This is a genomic window from Aurantimonas litoralis (assembly GCF_026153195.1).
In the GTDB taxonomy this organism is placed as follows: domain Bacteria; phylum Pseudomonadota; class Alphaproteobacteria; order Rhizobiales; family Rhizobiaceae; genus Aurantimonas; species Aurantimonas coralicida.
Map to the genome: position 1 here is coordinate 329248 of NZ_JAPFBM010000004.1, position 25303 is coordinate 354550.

The following is a 25303-nucleotide window of genomic DNA, read 5'->3' on the forward strand; positions in this document are numbered from 1 at the left end:
CAGGGCTGAGGCGGCCAGGGGCCGTCTGTCGTCCCATGGCTTGGCATCCGCCAGCGACTTCCTAAGTCCGCACGGTGCAGACGCCACGGATCAAGGAGACGGCCATGCAGGACGAGGCGAACGGCCCCGCCCCACAATTCGACGAGGAGACGCTGGCGCTGGCCGCCATGGTCTTCCAGGCGGCGCGCGGCGGCGACGCCGTCGCCATGGCCGATTTTCTCGACAAGGGCCTGCCGCCCAATCTGCGCAACGAGAAGGGCGACAGCCTGCTGATGCTGGCGAGCTATCACGGCCATGTCGAACTGACGGAACTGCTGCTGAAACGCGGCGCCGATCCGTCGCTGGTCAACGACCGGGGCCAGACGCCGCTGGCCGGCGCCGCCTTCAAGGGCGAGGCGGAGATCGCGCGGCTGCTGCTCGACCATGGCGCCGCCGTCAACGGCAGCGGCCCGGACGGGCGCACGCCGCTGATGATGGCGGCGATGTTCAACCGCACCGAGATGGTCGATTATTTCCTGGAGCGCGGCGCCGATCTCGAGGCTCGCGCGGCGGACGGCGTCGACGCGCTGGGCGCGGCCAAGGCGATGGGCGCGCAGGAGACGGCGGCACAGCTCGAACGGCTGATGGCGGTGAAAGCCGGGTAGCTCGGCCAGGGACGCTGAGGCTCAGTCGCCGGCGACGAAGAATTCCAGCCGGCCCTCGGGCGAGATGCCGACCCGGTAGAAATTATAGGCGCCGAATTCGCGCATGTTCCGGTAGTCGCCGGCGGTCACCAGCTCGAACAGCTCGACAAGTTGCGGCTTGGTCAGCGAATCCATCGGCTGCTGGGTGAAATAGGGCCAGACATAGATCTCGTTGTCGGTGTCCGGCTCCATCCGGGCGTAGCCCGACTGCAGCACTTCCAGGAGGATGGCGAGGATCTCGATCCCTTCGCCGTCGCCGGAGGCCGATTTCAGGAAGGCGATCGGGTCCTCGCCGCCCTGGCCGAAGGACAGGACCGTGCCGTGGTCGCCGCGTTCGATATAGGGCGCCAGCTTCTCGATCTCGCCGCTTCTTGCCACGGCCATCAGCCGGGCCCGCAGGTCGCGGACCGGGCGCGGCAGCCCGGCATCGCCATAGGCGACTTCCGAGGCGAGGGCCGCGATCGGCGCCCGTTCGGCCTGAAAATTGGTGGTTGCCCCATCCGGCCTTGCCCGCGCCCCGTCCTGACGCGGGGTGTCGGGGCCGGGGCGATCGGTGGCATCGGCCGGCGCCTCGCCGGCGGGCCTCGGTTCGCGCCGGCGCTCGGGCCCTTCGGCGGGCGCCGGCCTTGTGTCGCCGGGCTCGACCTCGTCTTCCGGCGACAGCGGCACTTCGCCGGCATCGGTGCCTTCGCCCGGTCCCTGCGGACGGCCGGTCTCCGTCTCGCTGGTCGGCGCATCGGTCAGCGGCGGCAGCGGCACCGCGATGATGCCTTCACGCGAGCCGGAGCGGCCCTCGACGGGATCGATCTGCGACAACGCCAGCGCGTCGCCGGCGACGAATGTGGCCAGCGCGAAGAGAGAAGTGCTGAGGGCAAGGGTCAGGCGCGTCGGCACGACGGACCTCCGCTGCGTTGGACGATGGGGTGCGGTGGAATGTCCGGACCGCGAGGAGGGCAGAGACTACTGGATGATCCGGTCGGGACGGAATTCACCATATTCGATGCGCTGGCGCAGGGTCTCGACCATTTCGAGGACATCGTCCTCGCCATGGCGGCGCACCAGCTCGGTGAGGGCGGTCGCGATGGCGGTCTCGGCGAGGATCTCGGCCTCGATGCCGTCGGAGATGCCGTCGGCCCAGGCTTCGTTGTGATACTCGAATGCGACTTGCTTCTTTTCGGCCTGGATCATTTCGTCCAGTTCGGCGCTCTGCAAATCGATCATTCCGATTCCCTCAATTCCAGCCATGCGGCTTCACGTCCCGTTAAGGTCCTAGCACGATCCGGGCGCGAACAGTCTCGCCGTTTTTCCGAACCGTTAATCATCGGTTAATTCCCGTATCTGGCACTGATTTCGCGTGCCAGAGTGACCCCTTCGCCCTGATAGCGGTTCACCGCGACCCGTGCGGCGGGGGTGCATTCGCGATAGGTCGATTCGAACGCCCGGTAGCCGCTGTTGAAGCTGCCGATCAGATAGCGGCGGTCGGCCTCTCCCGGCGCCTGCTCGGCCAGCAGCTCTTCCATCTTCTGGCGCCAGATCGCCGCGTCGGTGTCGCCGCACAGGGTCCGCAGGAAGTGGATGGAGCCGAGGATCGACGCCAGCCGTCCGAGCGGCTTCAGGAATGCTGCCTCGCCCCGCGGCGCTGCAGCTTCCGGCGCGGTTTCCGCCGGGGCGCTCTCCTGGGCCAGCGCCCGGTGATCGCCCGCCACGGAACCGGCGAAAGAGACCACCAGTGCGGCCGTCGCGGCTATCATCATTCGACGCATGGCCGATGTTTCGTCCTTCGTTAAGACAATTGCAACGATCGGTCCGATGCCCGGCCGCTTATCTCCCGCGCCTGCGCCTTTCGGGCAACAGGAATCGCGCGCCGTTCGTTGCCCCGGTGTGTCAGTTTTCCGCGCAGGTGGCGAGGACCTTCCGTGCGACATCGTAAAGACCGGGCGTCGTGCGGCCGGCCGCGTCGGCGACCTCGATGTCGGCGAGGGCTAGCCAGTGCAGGGCCGCCGCATCGTCCGCCGCCGCCAGCTCGCTGCCGGCCATCAGCCGTCCGCCGAAGACCGCGATCACCGCGTGGAAATCCGGATCGATCGCCTCGTGCAGCGTGACGAAGGCGAGATCGTCCGCCACCGCGCCGGTCTCCTCGGCCAGTTCGCGCCGTGCGGCGGCCGTGACCGCTTCGCCGAAGCGCAGCTTGCCGCCGGGCAGGCTCAGCTTGCCGGCAAAGGGCGGCCGGCCGCGTTCGACGAGAAGCAGGCGGCCCTCGGCGACAAGGCCGCAGGAGACGCCGAGAAGCGGGCGGAGGCTGGTCTCTGGCATGGGCACGGGTTCCTCTTCGCTCCACCTGCCGGATCGCCCGCGACCCGCTTGACAGGACGCCGGCGCTGCGGCTCAACAGCCGGCATGTGCGGACGTTTCACTCTCACGGCACCCCCGGACGACGTCGCCGCGCTGCTGGCGCTGGCGGAGCTCGATCCGTTTCCGCCACGTTACAACATCGCGCCGACCCAGCCGATCCTGATCGCCATCGGCGGCCAGCCCGAGCGGCCCGGCGCGAATCTGCCGAACCGCACCGCGCTGATCGTGCGATGGGGCCTGATCCCGTCCTGGGTCAAGGATGTGAAGGCGTTTCCGCTGCTGATCAACGCGCGGGCCGAGACCGCGAGCGAGAAGAAGGCCTTTCGCGGCGCCATGCGCTACCGGCGCTGCCTCGTGCCGGCGACCGGCTTCTACGAATGGCGCCGGCAGGGCAAGGCGAAATCCGAGCCGTATTTCCTGCGTCCGGCGGACGGCCGGCCCTTCGCCTTTGCCGGACTGATGGAGACCTATCTGGCGCCGGACGGCAGCGAGATCGACACCGCCGCCATCCTGACGACGGTGGCCAATCCCGGCATCGCGCCGATCCACGACCGGATGCCGGTGGTTGTCCTGCCGCAGGATCACGACCGCTGGCTGGACTGCCGCACCCACGACCCCGCCTCGGTCGGCGACATACTCACCGCGGCGAACGACGATTTCTTCGAGCCGGTGCGGGTGTCGGACAAGGTCAACAAGGTTGCCAATACCGGCCCCGATATCCAGTTGCCGGTGGAGACCGCGTCCGAGCCGGACGACGGCGCGGCCGATGGCCCGATCCAGCCCTCGCTCTTCTGACATTCCAACAGGACGATAGCCCCGTGAACACCGATCTTCTGAAGCGTCTGTGCGAAACCCCCGGCGTGCCCGGCCGCGAACACCGCGTGCGCGACCTGATCACCCGGGAAGCGGAGGGCCTGTTCGACGAGATCCGCGTCGATACGCTCGGCTCGCTGATCTGCACCCGCAAGGGCAAGGGCGAGACCCCGAAGAAGGTCATGCTGCTCTGCCACATGGACGAGATCGGCTTCCTCGTCAGCCACGTCACCGACAAGGGCTTCATCCACATCGACCCGGTCGGCGGCTTCGATCCGCGCAACCTGTTCTCGCGCCGCGTCCTCGTCTGCACCGACGACGGCGACTTCAAGGGCGTGATGAATGCCGAGGGCAAGCCGATCCACATCCAGTCGGCCGAAGAGCGCAAGAAGATGCCGGAGCCGAACGAGTTCTTCGTCGATATCGGCCATGGCGCCGCGACCAGGGACATGGTGCAGGTCGGCGACTTCGTGGTGATGAACGAGCCCTTCGAGGAGATGGGCGAGAAGATCGTCTCCAAGGCGCTGGACAACCGCATCGCCTGCTGGCTCGGCCTGGAAGCCGTGCGCAAGCTGGTCGAGGCGGGCGAGACCCATGATTGCGAACTGACGGTCGCCTTCACCGCCCAGGAGGAAGTCGGCCTGCGCGGCGCCAAGACGGCGGCCTTCGGTGTGCAGCCGGACATCGGCATCGGCGTCGACACGACGCTGGCCTGCGACACGCCGGGCGTGCCGGAAAAGGACCGCACGACGGTGCAGGGCAAGGGCTTCGGCCTGCATCTGAAGGATGGGTCCTTCATCGCCGACATCGACCTCGTGCGCGAGATCGAGGCGCTGGCCCGCTCCAAGGACATCGCCTTTCAGCGCACCATCCTCGCTCGCGGCGGGCAGGACGGCGCCGCCGTCCAGCAGGCGGCCTCGGGAGCGCGGGCGGTCGGCATCGCCGTCGGCACGCGCTACATCCACACGGTGGCCGAGATGATCGACAAGCGCGATCTTCTCGCCGCGCGCGAGATCCTGACCGCGTTCATCGCCGCCCATTGAGGCGGTTCTCCTGCTCTCGATCGGTGACGGATAGCTGAATGGAACTGCTTGCGGCCGGGGCGCGGGGCTTTGCGCTGGGTCTCGGCCTGATCGTGGCGATCGGGGCGCAGAACGCCTTCGTGCTCGAGCGCGGGCTTGCCCGCAACCACGTGCTGGCGGTGGTGCTGGTCTGTACGCTGGCGGATGCGGCGCTGATCGCCGCCGGCGTCGCCGGGCTCGGCACGCTGATCACCGGTGCGCCGGAGATCGTCCGGCTGGTGACGCTGGGCGGCGCGGCCTTCCTCGCCGTCTATGCGGTGCTGGCGCTGCGGCGGGCGTTCCATCCGGACGCGATGGCGGTCCGTGGCGCACGGCTGATGAGCCGGCGGGCCGCGATCGGCGTGGTGCTCGGGCTGACCTTCCTCAACCCGCATGTCTATCTGGACACGGTGGTGCTGCTGGGCAGCCTGTCGGCCCGCTACGGCGAGGCGAGCCAGCGCACGGCCTATGCCGGCGGGGCGATGATCGCCTCGGCGGTGTGGTTCGTGGCGCTGGGCTACGGTGCGCGGCTGCTTGCGCCCGTCTTCGTCAGACCCGCCGCATGGCGGATCCTGGATGTTTCGATCGCCGCGGTGATGGCGCTTCTGTCCATCACGCTGCTGATGAGCGCGGATTTCTGAGGTCCGCGTCCGTCGCCCTAGTGGGCGGCGGTCAGGTCGGCGCCGGCATAGCTGTCCCGGCGCGTCTCGACGCGCTTCTGCTTGCAGCAGGACTGGCTCGCCGCGGCAATCGCGCGATTGCCGATCTCGCGGTAATTGCGCTCCAGATGGATGTCGCGCTCACGCTCGCTCTTGGAACGAAATTCGATACTGTTGCTGCTGCTCATTGCCATGTCTCGTCGGCTGGATGGGACCGCAACCAATGACCCCGATTGCGCCAGATTAGCGGCAAATTCTAAACCGAAATCACAACCTCGGTGCGCCACCTTCGTTTGGGGCATGCAGTGGCAATCGCGATACAGCGAAAGGGTTCCAGGCGATTGGAATATTTCCAGTTTTGTACGCTTTGCGAATGAAAATTGCGCCATCCGTTTTCGATCAAGCCGCATGTCCGAATGACATGAATCGTGGGGTTCGTCGGCGTGGCTCTCCGCCGCGATTTGTCAGCCGGGCCGAATGGCGTTAGCGAGAGCCTCCGCAACCATGCAGACGACCGGGGACGAGTGATGGACGACGGCTTTCGGGGGCTGACGCTCTGGAACACCATGAAGCGCGCCAAGGAGGAGTTCCGGCCACTCGACTGGCAGGATCCGGGCAAGGCCGAGGCCGACCGGCATGTGCGCATGTATGTGTGCGGGCCGACCGTCTACGACTACGCCCATATCGGCAACGCCCGGCCGGTGATCGTCTTCGACGTGCTCTACCGGCTGCTGCGCCATCTCTACGGCGCCGATCACGTCACCTATGTGCGTAACATCACGGACGTCGACGACAAGATCAACCGGCGGGCGTCGCGGGACTATCCGGACCTGCCGCTGAACGCGGCGATCGCGAAGGTCACGCAGGCGACCGCCGACCAGTTCCATGCCGACGTCGCCGCGCTCGGCTGCCTGCCGCCCGATCACGAGCCGCGGGCGACCGATTTCGTCACCGGGCGCAGCGACGGCCACGACATGGTGTCGATGATCGCCACGCTGATCGAGAAGGGCCATGCCTACGAGGCGGGCGGCGAGGTGCTGTTCGACGTCACCTCGATGGCCGATTACGGCCAGCTGTCGAACCGCAGGCTGGACGAGCAGCGGGCGGGCGCCCGCATCGCCGTCGAAGGCCACAAGCGCAATCCGGGCGATTTCGTCCTGTGGAAGCTGTCCTCACGCGGCGAGCCCGGCTGGGAAGCGCCCTGGGGCCGCGAGGCCTGGGAGGCGGCGGGCCGCACCGGCACGCCGAAGGGCCGTCCCGGCTGGCATATCGAATGCTCGGCGATGAGCGAGGCCTATCTCGGCCAGACCTTCGACATCCATGGCGGCGGGCTCGACCTGATCTTTCCGCATCACGAGAACGAGATCGCCCAGTCCCGCTGCGCCCACGGCACCGCGGCGATGGCGCAGGTCTGGATGCACAATGGCTACCTCCAGCTGGAGGGCCGCAAGATGTCGAAGTCGGACGGCAATTTCGTCACCATTCACGACCTCCTGCACACGAAGCGTTTCGGCCGGCGGTCCTGGCCCGGCGCCGTGCTGCGGTTGGCCATGCTGATGACCCAGTATCGCGAGCCGATCGACTTCTCGGTGAAGCGTCTGGAGGAGGCCGAGGAGGCGCTGGCCGGCTGGGCGCGGGCCGTGGCCGACGTCGCGCCCTCGGCGCCGAGCGAGCGCTTCCTCGCCGCCCTGTCCGACGATCTGGCGAGTGCCGCCGCCATCGCCGAACTGCACGCGCTGCGCAAGGGCGACCCGGCCGCGCTGCGCGCCTGCCTCGACGTGCTCGGGATCGACGTGGCCGGCTATCTCGCCGCGACGTCGGACCTGGCCGCGCCGGTGCCGGCGGATGCCATCGCCGCCCGGATCGCCGAGCGCCTCGATCTCCTGCGGGCGAAGAACTTCGCCGAGGCCGACCGCATCCGCGACGACCTGCTCGCCGAGGGCATCCAGCTCAAGGACGGCAAGGACCCCGACACCGGCGAGCGGATCACTACGTGGGAGATGAAGCGCTAGCGGCGGCGAGCGGGGGGACGGCGGGGGCTGGAGGTGCAGGCACCCACGTGCTGGCGACTGCGCCGGCTATCCGTTCAACGCGCCACCATTCCCGTCTGCCCTGCATCCACGGCACTCATCCCACCCACGGCGTCATCCTCGGGCTTGACCCGAGGACCCATGCCTCGGCATCGCCACGTTGCGGCGCTCGGGAAGGGGCGCCCGTTGCCGTGGCGGCGGCGGGAATGGTTTGGCATGGGTCCTCGGGTCGGAGCCCGAGGATGACGCGGCTTGGAGGTTGGCGCGCTTTGTGGTGAGGGCGGGGGCTGAGCTGGTGGGAGTGCCGTGCTGGCGAGTGCGCCGGCCATCCATTCAAGGGCCACCCTCAACGCCCGCCAGTTTCCCTCTGCGCATACCCCATCCACGCCTGCCGTCCATCCACGGCGTTCCTCCCACCCGCGGCGTCATCCTCGGGCTTGACCCGAGGACCCATTCCTCGGCGTCGCCACGTCGCGGCGACCGGGGAGGGGCGCTCGTTGCCGTGGCGGTAGCGGGAACGGTTTGGCATGGGTCCTCGGGTCGGAGCCCGAGGATGACGCAGCTTGGAGGGCGGCGCCCTTTGTGGCGAGGGCGGGGGCTGAGCTGACGGGAGTGCCGTGCTGGTGACTGCGCCAGCTATCCATCCAAGCGCGACCATCACGCCTGCCACTCACCCGCTGCGCATACCCATCAACGTCTGCCATCCATCCACGGCGCCCGTCACACCCACGGCGTCATCCTCGGGCTTGACCCGAGGACCCATGCCTCGGCATCGCCACGTTGCGGCGACCGGGGAGGGGCGCCGGTTGGCGTCGCGGCGGTGGGGGCGGTTTGGCATGGGTCCTCGGGTCGGAGCCCGAGGATGACTCAGCTTGGAGGGCGGCGCCCTTTGTGGCGAGGGCGGGGTTGCTGAGCTGACGGGGTTGGCGAGCCGGCCGTGGCGGTTGGGCGTCGCGGAGTCGCTGGGCATGACGTGACGGCAGCGGGATGTCGCAGCCAGCTCGGCACTCGGCGCTTCCCCATCGCTCGTCGAGAATTCATCGGTGTGTCCCGATGCCAAGCGGGGTTGTCTGCCCTACAAGGCAGGGAATGAGTGAACCAACGCGCAAGCCCTATCCCGCCATCGAGCCCTATGAGACCGGACGCCTTGCCGTCGGTGACGGGCACGAAGTGTATTACGAGTTGTGCGGCAATCCGCGCGGCATACCGGTGGTGTTCCTGCATGGCGGGCCCGGCAGCGGGGCGTCGCCCCAGCACCGGCGGCTGTTCGATCCGGAACGCTACCGCATCCTGCTGTTCGACCAGCGCGGCTGCGGGCGCTCGACCCCGCTCGGCGAGCTGGGAGGCAACACCACCTGGCACCTGGTCGCCGATCTGGAGCGGCTGCGCGAGCTGATCGGCGTCGAGCGCTGGCTGATGTTCGGCGGCTCCTGGGGCGCGACGCTGGCGCTCACTTATGCCGAGACCTATCCGGAGCGCGTTTCGGGGCTGATCCTGCGCGGCATCTTCTCCGGCCGGCGGGCCGAGCTCGACTGGTTCTACGACGGCGGCGCCAACCGGCTGTTTCCCGATCGCTGGGAAAACCTCTTGGGGCCGATCCCGGCGGCTGAGCAGGACGACATCATCGCCGCCTATCGCAAGCGCCTGACCGACCCGGACCGGGCGGTGCGGGCCGAGGCGGCGCGGGCCTGGACCGGCTGGGAATCGGCGACGGTCATGCTACGGACCGCGCCGGGCGGCGAGCCAGCGTCCGGCGGTCCCGTCTCGGACGCGACGATCGCCTTCGCCCGGCTGGAGAACCATTATTTCTACCATGATCTGTGGCTGGAGGAGGGGCAGTTGATCCGCGATGCCGGCCGGCTCGTCGACATTCCGGGGGTGATCGTGCAGGGGCGCTACGACGTCGTCACGCCCGCGATCACCTCCTGGCAGCTGGCCCAGGCCTGGGTGCGGGCGGATTATCGCATGGTCGAGGGCGCCGGCCACGCCTTCGCCGAGCCGGGCATCCTGAACGAACTCCTGAAAGCGACGGAGCGCTTCGCAAGGGAATTGTGACCCTGCCGGCGGAGGCGGTGTGTCTCAGCCGACCGAAAAGGTCATGAGCTGGCGCAGGCACGCGCCGTCCGCCTTCTTGCGGCGGCGCTTCGGCCTGGTGGTCTCCTCCAGGCGCAGCGCTTCGGGCACGCTGCGGTCCTCGGCCGTCGGCGCCCATTGCCGGCCGACGAGTTCCTGCATGAAATTGCGAGGCTGGGGCTTCGCCTGACGGGGCATGTCCATCGTCTGAGCCTCCCTGTCGAAGGGGATCATGCGGGGGCGCGCTCGCAAAAGGCGAAGCACGCGGCGGGTCTCGGGCGGTCGTCTCCGTCCGTGCAACGCGGATCGTGCGTTGCGGGACGACCGCCGGCCCGGTCGGATGGGCCGGCGATCGCCGGTGTCGTCAGAAGCAATTCTTGCAGGTGTTGAACGACGAACCGAGGCAGCTGATGCAGCCGGGGTTCAGGGGGTTCGGAATGCACTGCGGGGCGCAGCGGATCAGCTTGCTGCCGCATTTCAGCAGGCAGCTCCAGCTGAAGGACTGGCCGACGCCGCCCGAATCCGTGACGAAAGTCGCTCCGCGCATGACCGGAGCCGATTGCATGGGGGATCTCATGATGACTTCTCCCTGTTGGTGACTGGCTGTGGGTCGTTGGCATGTCCGGATGGCCGGCGCGCCTGTCGCACGGCGCCCATCCCGTTGGGACCGACCGGCGGGTCTTTAAGGCCGAACGGTCTTCCGATGCGGGTTCGGATGATCCGGCCCGTTCAGCAGATCGGAGAGCTGGCGAGGCAGATTCCGGCCACCCGCACGCAGCAGCCGGACTGGCTGACCGTGCCCGAGAGATGTGTCAGGCCGCTGCCATGGCGCTGGACGGGCGGAGCCTGGATCGGTCGTCTCATGTTGGTTCTCCTTCAGGTTCGCAGGTCTGGCGCCGGCACGTCATGCGCCGACGCCGGGAACCGCCGGGCGCGCGCAGGCAGACCCGGCGGATGGGCTCGGGTCACGTCAACGCGCTGAGCGGGACGCTCCAGTTGCGGCCGGCGCCGACGGTGACGGGCAGGACCTCGCTGACATCCACCGTGAAGCGGTAGACGCGGGCGGCGCGCCGCTCGTTCTCGGCATCGAACATCGTCACCTGCACATCCCAGCAATCGGAATCCGGCCGGCAGATCGGACTGCGCGCGACGGTGATGCTGTAGAGCTCGAGCCCGCGATTCATGCCGTCGGCAAAGACGCTGGCGCCCTGATAGGCATTGGTGGCGGCGAAGTTGATCGCCCTGTCCTCGGGGCTGATGCCCAGATTGCGCAGCTCGTCATAGGTGCGCACGAGGAAGTTGAAGATCGCGTCGTCGCTGACGCTCTCCTCGCCGATCGCGGCCTTGGCGGCGTTGACCAGCTCCATCGGCTTCCATTTGCTCATGCCGCGCGGGTCGGGATAGATCACCGGCAGGATCTGGCCGTTCATCAGCCGCGTCGAACCGTGGACGAAGCCCGGGATCGCGACGCGCTGCAAATCGCCGGTGTTGTCGAGGCTGGTCTGCATGGCGTCGAGCAGGTCGGCATAGACCTCCTGGGCGAAGGGGCCGGCCGGCGTGATCGCGTAGATCGGGATCTGCTCCTGCATCAGGATGAAGGTGATGCCGGTGGCAAAGGACAGATCGTTCTTCAGCATGTCGATCAGCGCCGCTGGCGTGTTGGCGGCGACGGGATCGCCCATGCGCTGGACGATGGCGTCGTATCGCGGCTCGTTGCCGAAATCGAACCAGACCGAGCCGATGGCATAGACCTTCTGCGGCTCCTTCGCCGCGCCGCCGCAACCGCAGCCTTGCTGCGTCACGCTCGACTGCCGGACCTCGCGGGCCTCAGCCAGCGCGCCGCGCCGCCGCCGGACCGGACGGGCCGACTGCATGGCGCCCGCGACGTCGACATCATCGTCGCCGTCGTCGTCATCCCCGCCATCGTCGCCCGAAGCGAGCATGTCCTCGTCGAACTCGTCCTCGTCGGCCGTTGCGCCGGCGGCCAGTTCCTGCTGCGCCGCCTGCTTCTTGCCGCCGCAGCCACAGCCGCAATCGGACTGAAGGACGGCGCCGGCGATGCCGGATCGTCCGGGCGGGGACATGGTCGCCGCGGACGGGCTGACGGATAGGGTTTCCCTGATCATTGGCTCTCTCCCAGCTTGGTCGTTCCCGGATCGCGGGAGGAAAACCGCCCCCTCCAGCTCCGGCTCCAGTGTCTGACGAAGGCGTTCGATCGCTCCCCGAACGTCGAGCCGTCCGGCGAGAACCCGCGCACACTCGCCATCGGCCTGCGGGTCGCAGGGGCGGGCGGTCTCGATGAGGATCCGGCGGATGTCGAGCGGGCCGAGGGACCTGCCGTCGCGCCGGGCGGCCGACAGCAACCGTGCGGCGACCCCGGTGACCACCGCGGTGGCGAAGCTCGAGCCGCTGCGCTGGACGCGTTCGCCGCGCAGGCTGGAGACGGTCAGCCCCGCGCCGGGCGCCAGGATGCCGTTGGCGCCGTAGCTCGCGCCGAAATTGGAGCTCTGCAGCGGCCGGCCCGCCGCGTCCATCGCGCCGACCGCCAGAACGCTGGCGACGGCGGCCGGGACATGCAGGCAGGCGCAGCCGTCATTGCCGGTGGCGGCCACGACGAGGATGCCCTTGCGCTCACACAGATCCAGCGCGTCCTCCAGATGGCGCGAGGCCTCGGGCGTCGAGGACAGCTGGCCGGCACTGATGTTGACGATCGCGACGCCGCGCTCGACCGCCATGTAGATCCCGCGCGCGATGTCGGTCTGGGTGGCGCGGGGCGCCATGTAGGCGGGGCGCGGATCGGGGAAGAACACCGGCAGGATGAGACCGCTGCAGCCGCGGGCCAGGCCGCCCTCGCGGTCGAACAGCACGCTGCAGATCTCGGTGCCATGGGCGTCCGGCCCGTGCGCCTCGGCAATGCGCATCGTGGGCTCCAGGTCGAGCCGCGCATCGGCGAGGGCGGGGATGGCGAGGTCGGGCGTGCCGTCCACCACGCCGATGCGCAGGGTCGGGTCGCAGGGGCCGAGCGTGTCGAGGAGGGTCGATATGTCGGACATACCGTTCCACCTCCCATCCGATACAATTATTACGTTACGTAACATTGCATATGCAACCTAAGAGGGCAAGTCTGTTTTCTTCCATGGGTTGCAATTGGAGGCGGATCACACTTGGCACCTGCCTGTTGGAGACGCGCGGGCGCGGGTCTATCCTCGTGGCGGCGCGTTCGGGCGCCGGACGGGCGATGAGGATTGGGCGGATGGGTCATTCGGGCGGATGTCAGTGCGGCGCGGTGCGGTTTCGCATCACCGGGACACTGGGGCAGGCGTCGATCTGCCATTGCCGCATGTGCCAGAAGGCGTTCGGCAATTTCTACGCACCGCTGGTGTCGGTGCCGGAGGGCGGCTGCGTTTGGACGAAGCGCGAGCCGGCGCGGTTCCGTTCGTCGAACCATGTGCTGCGCGGTTTCTGCGAAAACTGCGGGACGCCGCTGACCTACGAGGCGCCGGACGGGATGGCGCTGGCCATCGGCGCCTTCGACGACCCGGCGGCCATCGCGCCGACGATCCAGTTCGGCGTCGAGGCGGAGTTGCCCTATACGGCCCGGCTCAGCGATCTACCCGTGCGATCGACCGACGCCGATATCGCCGCCAATCCGTTTTTGGCAGAGATCGTGTCGTATCAGCATGCCGATCGCCCGGATGCCGAGGAACAGGAACGGCCATGAATGATGCGACCGGCCTCAAGGGCCTCTATCCGGACATCGCGCCTTACGCCCATGGCATGCTGGATGTCGGCGACGGACACCGGATCTACTGGGAGCGTTGCGGCACGCCGGGCGGCCGGCCGGCGGTGTTCCTGCATGGCGGGCCGGGCGGCGGCTGTTCGCCGGCCCATCGCCGCCTGTTCGATCCTACGGTCTACGACGTTCTCCTCTTCGACCAGCGCGGTTGCGGTCGCTCGACGCCCCATGCCGAGCTCGAGGCCAACACCACCTGGCACCTGGTCGGCGACATCGAGCGGCTGCGCGCCATGGTCGGGGCCGAGACCTGGCTGGTCTTCGGCGGCTCCTGGGGCTCGACGCTGGCGCTCGCCTATGCCGAGACCCATGCGGAACGGGTCGACGCGCTGGTGCTGCGTGGCATCTACACGCTGACGAAGGCGGAGCTATCCTGGTACTACCAGTTCGGCGTCTCGGAGATGTTCCCGGACAAATGGGAGCGATTCCTGGCGCCGATCCCGCCTGCCGAGCAGGGCGACATGATGATGGCCTATCGCCGGCGCCTGGTCGGCGACGATCCCGCCGAGCAGCTTGCGGCGGCACAGGCCTGGAGCCTGTGGGAGGGCGAGACCATCACGCTCATGCCCTCGGCGGCGCTGACGGCGGACTTCTCCGACCCGCATTTCGCCATCGCCTTCGCGCGGATCGAGAATCACTTCTTCGTTCATGCCGGCTGGCTGGAGGAGGGGCAGCTGCTGCGCGATGCGCATCGTCTGAGGGGCATTCCGGGCGAGATCATCCACGGGCGCTACGACATGCCGTGCCCGGCCCGCATCGCCTGGGAACTCCACAAGGCCTGGCCGGACGCGGATCTGCACCTTGTCGAGGGCGCGGGGCACGCCTTCAACGAGCCGGGCATTCTCGACCGGCTGATCCGGGCAACGGACCGCTTCGGCCGGCAGGGCTGATCCCGACAGCCCCATGTCGATCATGATTCGCGATCGGTCCGATCACCAGAAAGCGGGTGTCGGGACGGGGGCGGCTCTGTTACAGGAAGCCGTCACTCAACCTTATTATCGAGCACATCCATGCAAGCCGCCGGCAGCGCGAACAAGGGCTTCTTCTATGCCTTTGGCGCTTACGCGATCTGGGGTCTGGTTCTCCCGATCTACATGAAGCTCCTGAGCCACGTCTCGCCGCTGGAGATCGTGGCGCATCGGGTGATCTGGGCGATCCCCTTCGCGGTGCTCGTCCTGTGGTGGCAGGGATTGCTGGGCGGCGTCTGGCGGTATTTCACCCAGTGGCGAACCCTGGCGCTGGCGGCGCTGACGGCCTCGCTGATCTCGTTCAACTGGGGCACCTATGTCTACGCCATCGCCTCCGGTCAGGCGCTGGACGCGGCGCTCGGCTATTACATCAACCCGCTGGTCAATGTGCTCCTGGGCGCGGTGATCCTGGGCGAGCGGCCGAACCGCCTGCAGGCGACGGCCATTGCCCTGGCCGGCGTCGCGGTGCTGATCCTGACGATCAAGGCCGGCGGCTTGCCGTGGATCTCGCTCGTCCTGGCCTTTTCCTTCGGCACCTACGGGCTGCTCCGCAAGATGGTGCCGGTCGGCTCCACCGAGGGCTTCTTCCTGGAGGTGGCGCTGCTGGCCGTGCCGAGCGTGCTGCTTCTGGCCTTCCTGCCGGGCGACAACCACGTGATGACCGGCGGATACGTGGCCGGCATGCTGATCTTTGCCGGGCCGCTGACGGCGATCCCGCTGATGCTGTTCGCCGCCGGCGCGCGGCTCCTGCATTACTCGACCATCGGCATCCTGCAATACATGGTGCCGACGCTGCTGTTCCTGACCGCCGTCTTCGTCTTCGGCGAGCCGTTCTCGAACTGGCAGCTGGTCGCCTTCTGCCTGATCTGGAGCGCGGTGGTGCTCTACACCGTGGCGCTGTTCCGCAACGGGCGGGCGCGGCGGCGGGCCGCCGCACTCACCCCGCAGACGGCCTGAGCCGGACGGCTCAGCCGCCGTCCGACCAGCGCACCTTGTAGAGATCGAGCCGGCGGTCGCGCAGATTGCGCACCGAGCCCTCGTAGCGGGCCCAGTTGAGCGTCGCGAGATTGAGATCGGCGACGGTGACCATCTCGACATTCTCCGACGCCTCGGCGGCGATGCCGTCGCGGGCGAAGGGGAAGTCGCAGGGCGTGAAGATCGCCGACTGGGCGTATTCGATGTCGAGATTGTCGACGTTGGACAGATTGCCGGTCATGCCGGACGTCACGACATAGCACTGGTTCTCGATCGCCCGGGCCTGGCAGCAATAGCGCACCCGCAGATAGCCGTGGCGGGTGTCGGTGTTGAACGGCACGAACAGGATGCGGGCGCCCTGGTCAGTGAGGCGGCGCGCCACTTCCGGGAACTCGGAATCGTAGCAGATCATGATGCCGATCGGGCCGCAGTCGGTCTCGATCGTGTCGGTGGGATCGCCGCCCTTGATCTGCCAGTACTGGCGCTCGTTGGGCGTCGGATGGGTCTTCTCGCGCTCATGCACCGAGCCGTCGCGCAGGAACACATAGCCGACATTCTGGATGTCGCCGTCATCGGTCTTGGTGGCGTGGCTGCCGCCGATGATGTTGATGTTGCGGCGGATCGACATCTCGCTCAGCCGCTCGACGAAGTCCGGCGTGTGCTCGGTCAGCCGCTGGATCGCCGCGTCGGGCTTCAGTTCCTCCGGCTCGCAGGACAGCAGCATCAGCGTGAAGAGTTCGGGGAAGACGACGAAGTCGCCGCCATATTCCGACGCCACCTCGACGAAATATTCGACCGCGTCGTAGAAATCCTGCGGCTGGGCGATCTTGCGCGCCTTCATCTGCACGGTGACGATGCGCACCATGTCGGGATTGCCGCGGTTGACCGGCTGCTCCTCGCGGGCCGGATCGTAATAGGGATTGCGCCACAGCATCAGGACGCCGTAGCCGCCGGAGGCCTTGTCGCCGGGATAGTAGTTCTTCAGGAGGCCCTGCGGCTCGAAGCCGGCATTCAGGTGGAACGAGACGATGGGGTCCTTGACGTCATTGGCCTTCACCGCCTCCAGATAGGCTTCCGGGGTGCCGAACTTCTTGGCGTGGCGCTGGTAGCCCGGCATGCGGCCACCGAAGGCGATGCCCTTGAGGTCGAGATCCTGGCACAGGCGTCGGCGGGCGTCGTAGAGCCGCTTGCCGATGCGCAGGCGCCGGCGGTCGGGGTCGACGCAGACCTCGGTCCCGTAGAGCCACTCGCCCTTGCGGTCGTGCATGGCGGCATAGCCGCCGCCGGTGACCTCGCCCCAGCTGTGCTGGCCGAGCGCCTTCTCCTCGGCCAGGATCATGGTCGCGGCATAGCCGACGATCTCGCCCTCGTAGACGACGACGAACTGGCCCTCGGGAAAGGCCGAGAGCTGGCCGAGGATCATGCCGCGCGTGTAGGGCGCGTCGTCCTTGAACACCTTGGAGGAGAGGGCGATGATGTCGGTGACATCGCTCTTCTCGGCGGTACGGACCTCGATCTTCGGGGTCGAGCGCTTCTCGGCCATGCGGCGTGTCCTTGTCGTTCTCGGGTCGTGTGACGGGGAGGAATGGGGTGCGGCCGGGCGCCGCCTTGCGTTCGATGTAGGACGCAGGCGCCGCGACGCAAGCAAAGGCGCCCGCCGCCGGCAGTCCGGGGGCGGGCGCATGGTCGTGCGATGGGGCTGGAAGGCAGTCAGGCCGCGGGTGCCGCCGGCGTCAGAGCTTCTCGACGATCTCCGCCCGGCCGCGGCGATGCGCGTCGTCGCCGGCGAGGGCCGTCACCAGTTCCGGCACGATGGCATCGACGTCGTCGATCACCATCGGGCGCACCTGATGGGCCGTATGGAGGAAGCCTTCGGCGCTCATATGGTCCATCAGCCGGGACAGCGGGTCCCAGAAGCCGCCGACATTGGCGACGATGACCGGCTTGGCATGGCGGCCGAGCTGGCTCCAGGTGAGGATCTCGATCAGCTCCTCCAGCGTGCCGATGCCGCCGGGCAGGGCCACGAAGGCGTCCGAGCGCTCGAACATCTGGTGCTTGCGGGCGTGCATGTCCTCGGTGACGATCAGTTCGTCCAGCCGGGTCAGCTCGCTCTCGGTCGCCTCCATGTCGATGAGGAAGCGCGGGATGATGCCGGTCACGGCGCCGCCTTTGGCGATCACGCCCTCGGCGACCGCGCCCATGATGCCGCGCGTGCCGCCGCCATAGACGAGGCGCATGCCGGCGGCGCCGATCGCCTCGCCAAGGCGTCGGCCGCTCTCGAGATATCGGGGATCGCGGCCGGCGGAGGAGCCGCAATAGACGCAGACGGATCGAATCGTGTTCATGGGATCGAAAGTCCGACGCAGGCGCGAAGAGGTCAAGCGCCAAGCGGGGCCATGGGCAACGCCGGGCGACCCGTCGCTGCGATCCCGGATCGCGGCTGCGCAGGGGGAGGCCCCTGAACAGTCTGTCTCGGCGGCGGCGTCTTTTTGCAGTGCAGAAAATCCGTAGTGTACCGGCAGCCCCAGAGGCTTTCTGTCCCAGAGGAGTTTTCATGCGTTTCTTGCTGACCACCGTCGCCGCACTGTGCCTTGCCGGCTCCGTTCATGCGCAGAGCATCGACGTGCCCGCCGGAACCTATGTCGCCGATCCGCTGCACACCAATGTTCTTTGGAAGGTGAAGCATTTCGGCCTGTCGACCTATATCGGCCGGTTCTCGACGATTTCGGCCACGCTGGAGCTGAATTCCGAGGATCCGGCGCAGTCGAGCCTGACCGCGACGATCGATCCGGCTTCGGTGGATACGAACTATCCGGCCGACGACAAGGATTTCGACGCCGAGATCGCCAGCGACATGTTCCTGAACGCGGCGAAGTTCCCCGAGATCACCTTCGTGTCCAAGTCGATCGAGCTGACCGGCGACAACACCGGCACGGTGACCGGCGACCTGACGCTGAACGGCCAGACCCGTGAAGAGACGCTGGACGTCACCTTCAACACCGCCCTCAACCCGCATCCGATGTCGCAGAAGCCGGCCGTCGGCTTTTCCGGTGCGATGACCGTCGACCGCACCGAATACGGCATCGAGGCGCTGGCCGGGCCGGTCGCCGCCGAGGTGCTGCTGGAGATCGAGGCGGAATTCGTTCCCCAGTCCTGATCGCCGAACGGCGGGGCGCTTCCCTGCGTCCCGTCGCCCGCGACGGCATGATCCCCAAGGTCTGACGCTGCCCGCGAGCCGGCCAGGTGTGCGGCCGTTCGCCGGTCGTTTTGATCCTTCCCCATTTCCCGCCACGGAGCGTCAGATGAGCGTGTCCCCGACAGCCGGCTGGTCCGCGGCCTATACGCGCTACACCAGCGGCGCGATCCTGCTGCACTGGACGATTGCCCTGGCGATCCTGTTCCAGCTCGCCGTCGGCCTCGCCATGGTGCATCTCGACGCCATGCCGGATGCGCTGCGCTTCGCGCTCTTCCAATGGCACAAGACCATCGGCATCCTGGTGCTCTGCCTGACGCTGGCGCGGATCGCCTGGCGGCTGGTGAACCCGCCGCCGGCCCTGGCGCCGACCACCTCGCGCGCCGAGCGGGCAACCTCCGGCCTGGTCCATCTGGCCTTCTACGCCCTGATGCTGGTCGTGCCGCTGTCAGGCTGGCTGCTGGTCTCGGCAGCTGCGGCCGGCATCCCGACCTATCTCTTCCTCATCGACAGCCTCGAATGGCCGCATCTGCCGGTGGCCGCGCTGCTCCCCGGCATCGACCCCGCCGCGCTCGAGGATGTTCTCGGCTTTGCCCATAAATGGCTGGCGCTGTCGTTTCTCGGGCTTCTCGTCCTGCATGTGGCCGGCGCGCTGAAGCATTCGCTGGTCGATGCTGTTCCGTCCTTCTCGCGCATGCTGCCGCATCACGGCATGGCGCGACCACAAACACGGCTGATCGCAATCCCCATCGCGCTGGCGGTGGTGCTCTCCGCGCTCGGCGGCGGGCTTGTGGCCGGCCAGCCCGACGCTCTCCTCGGGGCAGAAGCGACGCGCGACGACCGCGCGCCGGCAGCGCCCGACGCTCCTGCCAGCGGCGACTGGATCGTGGATCCGGCGCAAAGCCAGCTCGGCTTCGAGACGCGATTTTCGGGCAAGACGCTGACCGGCACCATCGGCACGTGGCAGGCGGATGTGCGCTTTTCCCCGGAGGCGCTGGATCTGGCCGAGGCGAGCATCACCATCGATGCGGCGTCGATCGCCGTCGACAACAGCTTCGTCGCGCCGCAGGTGCAGGGCACGGACGGTTTTGCCAGCGAGACGCACCCGACCGTGACGCTGGAACTCAGCGACTTCCGCGCGGTGGAGACCGGCTATGAAGCCGGCGGCACGCTGACGATCAAGGAAAAGAGCCTGCCGGTGACGGTCCCCTTCCGCTTCGAACAGGACGGCGACGGCCCGGCGCATGTGGCCGGGAGCGCGACCGTTGACCGGACCGCCTTCGATCTCGGCGTCGCCAACGATCCGACCGGGCAGTATCTGGACAAGGCCGTGACGATCCGCTTCGAGCTGGTCGCCGTTCCGGCGGGGGCGACGGTCCCCGGCAGCTAGGCGCGAGCCACGGACCCCTGAAGCCTAGAGAACGCCCGGAAAGCGGGCGTCGATCGCCAGGACCGCGGCGTCGCGCCAGGCGGCATCGCGCTCGGATCGCGGCGTGTCGATGTCGTGGATGCCCCGGACCCGTGCCGGCCGCTCGGTCAGGAAGATGATCCGGTCGGAGAGCTCCACCGCCTCACGCAGATTGTGGGTGACCATCAGCGCCGTCGTCGGGCGGGCGGACCATACCTCCATGAGCAAAGCGCGCAGCCGGTTGGCCGTCGCTTCGTCGAGCGAGACGAAGGGCTCGTCGAGCAGCAGCAGCGCCGGTTCGATGGCGAAGGCGCGGGCCAGCGCAGCCCGGCGGGCAAGGCCCAGCGAGAGTTCGCCGGGATAGCGGCCGCGCATGGCGGCAAGGCCCAGCGTCTCGAACAAAGCGTCGAGATCGGCGCCCGCCAGCGCTTCGGGCAGCGCAAGGCGGACATTCTGTTCGACCGTGCGCCAGGGCAGGAGACGCGGTTCTTGGAACACGGCGGCGATGCGGCCGTCGGCGGCGGGCAGGCGCACATGGCCCGTATAGTCCCGGTCGAGCCCCAGGGTGATCCGCAGCGTCGTCGTCTTGCCGCAGCCGGAGGGGCCGATCAGCGTCGTGAAGCTGCCCGGCGGTGCGGTGAAGGCGACCGCGTCGATCGCGGCCAGCCGGACGCCGTCGATCGTCGTGAACACCTTGTCGCGGATGGCGACGTCAAGCGGGCCGGGCGCGCCAGCGGGTGGCATGGGCTTCGAGGGGTTGGACAAGCAGGAACTCGATCAGGAGCATGATGGCGACGAAGGCCAGGGTGTAGGCGAGGATCGCCGCGACATCGAAGAGCTGGAAATAGAGATGGATCTGGAAGCCGACGCCATTGGAACGGCCGAGGAGCTCTACGACCAGGGCGATCTTCCAGATCAGCGCGATCCCGGAGCGTGAGGCGGCGGCGAAATAGGGCTGTAGCTGCGGCAGCACGACGTCGCGCAGGGTCCGCCAGCGCCCGAAACGGTAGATCGAGGCCATCTCCAAAAGGCCGCGATCCAGCGAGCGGGCGCCCTCGCGCATGGTGACGACGACATTGGGGATCTTGTTGATCGCAATCGCCCCGACGGCCGCCGCCTCGTTCAGCCCGAACCAGATATAGGCGAGGACGATCACCACCAGCGCCGGGATATTGAGGAACAGGATCAGCCACGGGTCGAAGAAGCGGTCGGCGCGGGCGTCCATGCCGAGGCCGACGCCGATGGCCGAGCCGATGATCATGGCGATGGCGAAGGCCGCGGCGACGCGCAACAGCGTCATGGCGAGATGGTAGAAGAGTTCGCCGGTGACGGCATCGCGCCAGAAGGCGTCGAACACGGCCGGCGGCGTCGGCAGGACGCGGCTGTCGGCGATCACCGCCGCGATCCACCAGGCGGCCAGGAGCCCGAGCAGCGACAACGTCGTCACCAGCGCCGGCGCGATGCCGGCGGAGGGCTTGCCGCGATCGCCGGCCGCTACGTCAGGAGCCATTCCCGTCGCCGGTCCAGTAGGTGCCATCGACGAGCGTGTCCGACGGCCCGACCAGCTTCGATCCGCCGATCTCGGCCAGGACCTCGTAGAGCCTGGCGGTATCGACGGCCTCGTCGGCGCCGCTGCGGCCGGGGATGCCCTCGCGGTAGCGATCGCGAAGAATCCGGAAGGTCGCGTCGTCCTCGGCCTTCATCAGCGGTTTGAGCGCGTTCCAGGCCTCGTTGGAGGTCGCAAGCAATTGCTTGGTCGCCTTGTCGGCGGCGACGAAGCCCTCGACGGCCTTCGGGTGGTCCTTCGCAAAGGCCTCGCTGAACACCCAGCCAATCGCCGCGACCGGACCGGCGGTGCCCATCGCGATCGCCGCGTCAGTGCCGGAGATCAGCGTGCGGAAGCCCTGCGCCTCCAGCCGGGCGGCGTAGTGCCAGTAATTGAGGACGGCATCGAGCTCGCCGGTCCGGGCCTTTTCGGCCAGGAGCGGCGGTGCGCCATAGGCGATGTCGTTTTCGGCCGCGAGGTCGGTGCCGTGGTCCTTTTTCGCGAGCGCCTGGATCAGCAACCAGTTCTTGTCCAGCGGTCCGCCGGCGACGCCGATGGTCCTGCCGGTCAGGTCGCCCAGGTCGGCGACGGGGCTGTCGCCCGGTACCATCAGCGAACCGACCGAGGTGGAATAGGGAACGAAGGTGAAGTCCGCGCCGGTCGCCCGCTGGCGCGAGACCCACAGCCAGTCGGAGACGATCATGTCGACGGAGCCGGCCTGCAGCGCCACGGTCGAAGCGTCCTCGCCGGCGAAGGGCACGATCTCGACATCGACGCCGTTGGCGGCATCGAGCCCGGCGCGCTTCATGGCGTCGAGTTCCCAGTTGACCGTGCCGTATTTCAGAACGCCGATCCGAACCGGCGCGTGTGCCGTATCGTCCTCGGCTGCCGCGAAACCGGTCCACAGCGCCAGAGCCAGTGCGGCGCAGAGCGTCGCCCGAATCCATCGCATGAACGATCCTCCCATGATCCTTCGCGTGCCCGGCTTCATGTAGCGCGTCCGGGTGCGGCCCGTCACGCCCTATCGCACAACGGGAATTTCTCCCGTCAGGAGCGGGCGTCGATCGCCTCGGCGATCTCGTCGGCCATCTTCAGGAGGCGGATGATCACCGGCACGGCCAGCGCGACCATGCTGCGGTCCTGGCCGCGGGCGCGCTGGGCCTCGCGGACCTCCTCGACGATCGCGGCGACGGCGGGGATGAAGCGGATGGCGAGCGAGATGGCGAGCCCGACCTTGGCCACATCGACGCCCAGCCTCGCCAATGGCGACAGCGCCCATTCGATGACCGTGACGAGCTCTGCGGTGCGGGTGGTCAGAGTAACAAGCGAGGCGGCGAGGATCAGCGTGGCGAAGCGCAGGACGAGCAGCAGGGCGGCGTCGAGCCCGACCAGCCAGAGCTGGACCGCGAAGAGAATGCCGAGGATCCACAGGGCGGGGCGGATCTGGGCAAAGGCGACGCGGGCCGGAATGCGCGCCAGCCCATGGGCGGCCATCGTGACGACGAGGGCCGCGGCTGCGAGCCAGGGATCGGCGATGGCGAAGAGCAGCGTGCCGAGGCCGAGCAGCGCCGCGAGCTTGCTGCCGGCGCGGGCGCGGTGGACCGGACTGGTCCCGGGCCGGTAAAGCCCGGCGATCATCCTGCGATGGCCCGGTAGGCGGCCACCGCCTCGGCCGGGGCCGCGTCGGCGACGAGGCGGCCGGCCTCGAAGACGAGCACCCGGTCGAAGCCGGCGATCAGGTCGAGATCGTGGGTAACGAAGACGACATGCTGTTCCAGCGCCGCGACCGCATCCATCACGCGGCGGGTGTTGCGGAGGTCAAGCAGCGTCGTCGGCTCGTCCATGACCAGCCAGCGCGGCGCCATCGCCATGACGCCGGCCAGCGCCAGCATCTGGCGTTCGCCCCCGGACAGTTCATGGGCGAGGCGGTCGTCCATGCCGGTCAGGCCGAAGCGGTCGAGCGTTGCGGCGACCCGGGCGGCGATCGCCGGCTTGTCCAGCCCGCGCCCCTTCAGCCCGAAGGCGATATCCTCGGCGACGGTCGGATAGACGATCTGGTTGTCCGGGTTCTGGAAGACGAAGCCGACGAGCCGGCGCACCTCCTTGCCGCTCGACTTCGTGTCGAAGCCGTCGACGGTAACGCTGCCTTCGCTGGGTACAACCAGCCCGTTGAGCAGGCGCGCGAAGGTGCTCTTACCGGAGCCGTTGGCGCCGACGATGGCGATCCGTCGCTCGGTGAGGGTGAGGTCCAGATCCGACAGGACGCGGCGGCCGCCGCGTTCGGCGGCGACGCCGGTCAGGGCGATCACGAGGCGGCCATCCGCATGTTGCCGGTCAGGCCGAGCGGGCGGAGGCCCGGGGGGCGATCAGCGGATAGGCGCGGCGCACGGCGATGATGACCGCCGCGGCGACGCCGGCCTTGATCAGGTCGCCCGGGATGAAGGCGACGGCCGAGCCGATGAAGGCTTCGACGAGGCCCATGCCCGACATCGCCGCATACCAGGGAATGCCGACCAGATAGATGATGCCGATGCCGCCGATGACCGCAATGACGAAGGCGAGCGGGAAGGAAAGGCGGTTCCAGAACCGCTCGGTCAGCCAGCCGATGACGAAGGTTGCGGCGAGCCAGCCATAAATGAAGCCCGACCACGGCCCGACGAAGGGCGCGAGGCCGCCGCGGCCGCCGGACAGGAGCGGCAGCCCGACCGCGACGAGGGCGAGGAACAGCAGCATCGACAGGGTGCCGCGCCTGGCGCCGAGAATGCCGCCCATCAGCATCGGGCCCATGGACTGGGCGGTGATCGGAATGCCGAGCGCCGGGATCATCAGGGGCGGAAAAACGCCCAGCACCGCCATCAGAGCGGCGAACAGGGCGATATAGACGATGTCCTTGGTGGCCATGGCGAATCTCTTGCGGGATGTTGTGAGTGGCAGCCGGATGCGGCGCTGTTTCGGCTGACGACAGACCGGATCGCGGGGCAAAGGTCAACGGGTGAGGCGCATCCCATTGCTTAGCTGCGCGGCGGACCGGCGGTCAGGCGGCGCCGATATCGGTCCGGGCGAAGTCGTTGCCCTTGTAGAGCAGCGGCACGTCGAAATGGCGGGCGCAGGCATAGGCGAAGCAATCGCCGAAATTCAGCGCCGCTGGGTGCCGGCCCTTGCCGTAGCGCGCATAGGCGTCGATGGCGAGGTCCGCAGTTGCTGCGGGCATATCCACGACGGCGATCTGCATTCCGTCGAGATATCTCGCGACAGCAGACCGCGCGGTTTCAGGGTCCCAGTCCATGCGGCGGGTGCAGGAAATCACCGCTTCCCACAGTCCGGTCGGACTGGTGAACAGCCGGTCCGCCGATTCCATCCGCGCGAGAATGTCCGGCGCATCCGGTTCGGACAGGATGAGTGCGACGAGGGCCGATGCATCGACATACATCAGCCGTCCTCATAGAGGCTGTCGATCCATTCCTTTGTGACCGGCTGCGGATGCGCACCGGGAGGATAATCGTTCAGAATGTCGCGGGAGAAGCGCAGTCCCCGCTCGACATAGGACGTCTCGCCTGTTTCCGGCGCGCTGGTGGTGCGGGCATGGATGAGAGCATCGCGAAGCGCGCGCCGGACGGCTTCGGTCTTGGTCGTCTGCGTCAGCGCGGCGAGCTTCTCGGCGAGTTCGCCGACTTCCGGGTCTTTCACATAGAGCGGCATGATCGTGCTCCGATCCGCGGGGATATCCTTAATTTAGTGCCGGGATATCC

At 68.0% G+C, this 25303-nt stretch carries 30 protein-coding genes; 11 read left to right on the forward strand and 19 right to left on the reverse strand.

Annotated elements, in window-relative coordinates:
* Nucleotides 1–104 precede the first annotated feature (104 nt).
* On the forward strand, nt 105–644 hold the full coding sequence (locus tag N7I30_RS11350; RefSeq protein ID WP_498638891.1) for an ankyrin repeat domain-containing protein: 540 nt from the start codon (nt 105–107) through the stop codon (nt 642–644).
* A 21-nt stretch (nt 645–665) separates the two neighbouring features.
* Here the strand turns inward: N7I30_RS11350 and N7I30_RS11355 are convergent, their stop codons facing one another.
* The 4 genes from N7I30_RS11355 to N7I30_RS11370 all read right to left on the reverse strand — a co-directional run bounded on the left by N7I30_RS11355 (nt 666) and on the right by N7I30_RS11370 (nt 2996).
* Nucleotides 666–1577, reverse strand: a complete 912-nt coding sequence (locus tag N7I30_RS11355) for a hypothetical protein (protein ID WP_498638893.1) — start codon at nt 1575–1577, stop codon at nt 666–668.
* Nucleotides 1578–1643: 66 nt separating this feature from the next.
* Complete coding sequence (locus N7I30_RS11360) at nt 1644–1904, reverse strand: hypothetical protein (protein ID WP_035694394.1); 261 nt, start codon at nt 1902–1904, stop codon at nt 1644–1646.
* A 104-nt stretch (nt 1905–2008) separates the two neighbouring features.
* Nucleotides 2009–2446 (reverse strand): TIGR02301 family protein, encoded by a 438-nt coding sequence (locus N7I30_RS11365; protein WP_187392241.1) that lies wholly within the window; start codon nt 2444–2446, stop codon nt 2009–2011.
* 121 nt (nt 2447–2567) lie between these two features.
* Complete coding sequence (locus N7I30_RS11370) at nt 2568–2996, reverse strand: NUDIX domain-containing protein (RefSeq protein WP_498638895.1); 429 nt, start codon at nt 2994–2996, stop codon at nt 2568–2570.
* Nucleotides 2997–3080: 84 nt separating this feature from the next.
* On the opposite strand from N7I30_RS11370, the gene N7I30_RS11375 reads away from it, so the two are divergent.
* From N7I30_RS11375 to N7I30_RS11385, 3 genes are read left to right on the forward strand one after another with little or no spacing between them, the layout of a single operon-like run.
* On the forward strand, nt 3081–3830 hold the full coding sequence (locus N7I30_RS11375) for an SOS response-associated peptidase (protein WP_498638897.1): 750 nt from the start codon (nt 3081–3083) through the stop codon (nt 3828–3830).
* A gap of 23 nt (nt 3831–3853) precedes the next feature.
* Entirely contained in the window at nt 3854–4891 is a 1038-nt protein-coding gene (locus N7I30_RS11380; protein ID WP_498638899.1) for a M42 family metallopeptidase, read from the forward strand.
* A gap of 44 nt (nt 4892–4935) precedes the next feature.
* The gene (locus N7I30_RS11385) at nt 4936–5550 is read left to right on the forward strand and encodes a LysE/ArgO family amino acid transporter (protein ID WP_498639087.1); all 615 of its coding nucleotides are present in this window, start codon (nt 4936–4938) and stop codon (nt 5548–5550) included.
* A gap of 17 nt (nt 5551–5567) precedes the next feature.
* Here the strand turns inward: N7I30_RS11385 and N7I30_RS11390 are convergent, their stop codons facing one another.
* Nucleotides 5568–5756 (reverse strand): hypothetical protein, encoded by a 189-nt coding sequence (locus tag N7I30_RS11390; protein WP_187392246.1) that lies wholly within the window; start codon nt 5754–5756, stop codon nt 5568–5570.
* A gap of 339 nt (nt 5757–6095) precedes the next feature.
* Here N7I30_RS11390 and cysS point away from each other — a divergent pair, with 339 nt between their 5' ends.
* Complete coding sequence (cysS, locus tag N7I30_RS11395; RefSeq protein WP_498638901.1) at nt 6096–7580, forward strand: cysteine--tRNA ligase; 1485 nt, start codon at nt 6096–6098, stop codon at nt 7578–7580.
* A gap of 1107 nt (nt 7581–8687) precedes the next feature.
* A complete protein-coding gene (pip, locus tag N7I30_RS11400; RefSeq protein WP_498638903.1) occupies nt 8688–9653 on the forward strand; it encodes a prolyl aminopeptidase in 966 nt (321 codons plus the stop codon).
* Nucleotides 9654–9677: 24 nt separating this feature from the next.
* Here pip (N7I30_RS11400) and N7I30_RS11405 read toward each other — a convergent pair whose 3' ends face one another.
* From N7I30_RS11405 to N7I30_RS11420, 4 genes are all read right to left on the reverse strand, one after another.
* Nucleotides 9678–9905 (reverse strand): hypothetical protein, encoded by a 228-nt coding sequence (locus N7I30_RS11405; RefSeq protein ID WP_024348657.1) that lies wholly within the window; start codon nt 9903–9905, stop codon nt 9678–9680.
* A gap of 130 nt (nt 9906–10035) precedes the next feature.
* On the reverse strand, nt 10036–10248 hold the full coding sequence (locus tag N7I30_RS11410; RefSeq protein WP_498638905.1) for a hypothetical protein: 213 nt from the start codon (nt 10246–10248) through the stop codon (nt 10036–10038).
* A gap of 152 nt (nt 10249–10400) precedes the next feature.
* Nucleotides 10401–10535, reverse strand: coding sequence for a hypothetical protein (locus N7I30_RS11415; RefSeq protein ID WP_266102021.1), 135 nt, complete (start codon nt 10533–10535; stop codon nt 10401–10403).
* A 101-nt stretch (nt 10536–10636) separates the two neighbouring features.
* On the reverse strand, nt 10637–12724 hold the full coding sequence (locus N7I30_RS11420) for a PatA/PatG family cyanobactin maturation protease (protein WP_498638909.1): 2088 nt from the start codon (nt 12722–12724) through the stop codon (nt 10637–10639).
* Nucleotides 12725–12924: 200 nt separating this feature from the next.
* Between N7I30_RS11420 and N7I30_RS11425 the strand changes: the two genes are divergently transcribed.
* The 3 genes from N7I30_RS11425 to rarD all read left to right on the forward strand — a co-directional run bounded on the left by N7I30_RS11425 (nt 12925) and on the right by rarD (nt 15389).
* The gene (locus N7I30_RS11425; protein ID WP_498638912.1) at nt 12925–13392 is read left to right on the forward strand and encodes a GFA family protein; all 468 of its coding nucleotides are present in this window, start codon (nt 12925–12927) and stop codon (nt 13390–13392) included.
* Nucleotides 13389–14354, forward strand: a complete 966-nt coding sequence (pip, locus tag N7I30_RS11430) for a prolyl aminopeptidase (RefSeq protein WP_498638914.1) — start codon at nt 13389–13391, stop codon at nt 14352–14354. The genes N7I30_RS11425 and pip (N7I30_RS11430) overlap by 4 nt, the downstream gene beginning before the upstream one ends.
* 120 nt (nt 14355–14474) lie before the next feature.
* A complete protein-coding gene (rarD, locus tag N7I30_RS11435) occupies nt 14475–15389 on the forward strand; it encodes an EamA family transporter RarD (RefSeq protein ID WP_498638916.1) in 915 nt (304 codons plus the stop codon).
* A gap of 10 nt (nt 15390–15399) precedes the next feature.
* Here the strand turns inward: rarD and N7I30_RS11440 are convergent, their stop codons facing one another.
* Together N7I30_RS11440 and N7I30_RS11445 are read right to left on the reverse strand one after the other, a co-directional pair.
* Complete coding sequence (locus N7I30_RS11440) at nt 15400–16950, reverse strand: GNAT family N-acetyltransferase (protein WP_187391546.1); 1551 nt, start codon at nt 16948–16950, stop codon at nt 15400–15402.
* Between the two features lie 190 nt (nt 16951–17140).
* On the reverse strand, nt 17141–17752 hold the full coding sequence (locus N7I30_RS11445) for an LOG family protein (protein WP_188077300.1): 612 nt from the start codon (nt 17750–17752) through the stop codon (nt 17141–17143).
* Nucleotides 17753–17961: 209 nt separating this feature from the next.
* Here N7I30_RS11445 and N7I30_RS11450 point away from each other — a divergent pair, with 209 nt between their 5' ends.
* Both N7I30_RS11450 and N7I30_RS11455 read left to right on the forward strand, forming a co-directional pair.
* Nucleotides 17962–18564 (forward strand): YceI family protein, encoded by a 603-nt coding sequence (locus tag N7I30_RS11450; protein ID WP_228238761.1) that lies wholly within the window; start codon nt 17962–17964, stop codon nt 18562–18564.
* A 145-nt stretch (nt 18565–18709) separates the two neighbouring features.
* Nucleotides 18710–19990, forward strand: a complete 1281-nt coding sequence (locus N7I30_RS11455) for a cytochrome b/b6 domain-containing protein (protein WP_498638919.1) — start codon at nt 18710–18712, stop codon at nt 19988–19990.
* Nucleotides 19991–20014: 24 nt separating this feature from the next.
* Here the strand turns inward: N7I30_RS11455 and N7I30_RS11460 are convergent, their stop codons facing one another.
* The 8 genes from N7I30_RS11460 to N7I30_RS11495 form a co-directional block, all read right to left on the reverse strand.
* Entirely contained in the window at nt 20015–20752 is a 738-nt protein-coding gene (locus N7I30_RS11460; RefSeq protein WP_498638922.1) for an ABC transporter ATP-binding protein, read from the reverse strand.
* A complete protein-coding gene (locus tag N7I30_RS11465; protein ID WP_498638924.1) occupies nt 20721–21518 on the reverse strand; it encodes an ABC transporter permease in 798 nt (265 codons plus the stop codon). The genes N7I30_RS11460 and N7I30_RS11465 overlap by 32 nt, the downstream gene beginning before the upstream one ends.
* Nucleotides 21508–22506: an ABC transporter substrate-binding protein gene (locus N7I30_RS11470; protein ID WP_498638926.1), complete on the reverse strand. Its 999-nt coding sequence runs from the start codon at nt 22504–22506 to the stop codon at nt 21508–21510. The genes N7I30_RS11465 and N7I30_RS11470 overlap by 11 nt, the downstream gene beginning before the upstream one ends.
* A 95-nt stretch (nt 22507–22601) precedes the next feature.
* Nucleotides 22602–23192, reverse strand: coding sequence for an energy-coupling factor transporter transmembrane component T family protein (locus tag N7I30_RS11475; RefSeq protein WP_498638929.1), 591 nt, complete (start codon nt 23190–23192; stop codon nt 22602–22604).
* The gene (locus N7I30_RS11480; protein ID WP_491390155.1) at nt 23189–23863 is read right to left on the reverse strand and encodes an energy-coupling factor ABC transporter ATP-binding protein; all 675 of its coding nucleotides are present in this window, start codon (nt 23861–23863) and stop codon (nt 23189–23191) included. Before N7I30_RS11480 ends, N7I30_RS11475 begins: the two co-directional genes overlap by 4 nt.
* Before the next feature lie 25 nt (nt 23864–23888).
* A complete protein-coding gene (locus N7I30_RS11485) occupies nt 23889–24455 on the reverse strand; it encodes a biotin transporter BioY (protein ID WP_187391538.1) in 567 nt (188 codons plus the stop codon).
* A 133-nt stretch (nt 24456–24588) separates the two neighbouring features.
* A complete protein-coding gene (locus tag N7I30_RS11490) occupies nt 24589–24984 on the reverse strand; it encodes a type II toxin-antitoxin system VapC family toxin (protein ID WP_491390156.1) in 396 nt (131 codons plus the stop codon).
* On the reverse strand, nt 24984–25253 hold the full coding sequence (locus N7I30_RS11495) for a type II toxin-antitoxin system VapB family antitoxin (RefSeq protein WP_491372648.1): 270 nt from the start codon (nt 25251–25253) through the stop codon (nt 24984–24986). Before N7I30_RS11495 ends, N7I30_RS11490 begins: the two co-directional genes overlap by 1 nt.
* Nucleotides 25254–25303 lie beyond the last annotated feature (50 nt).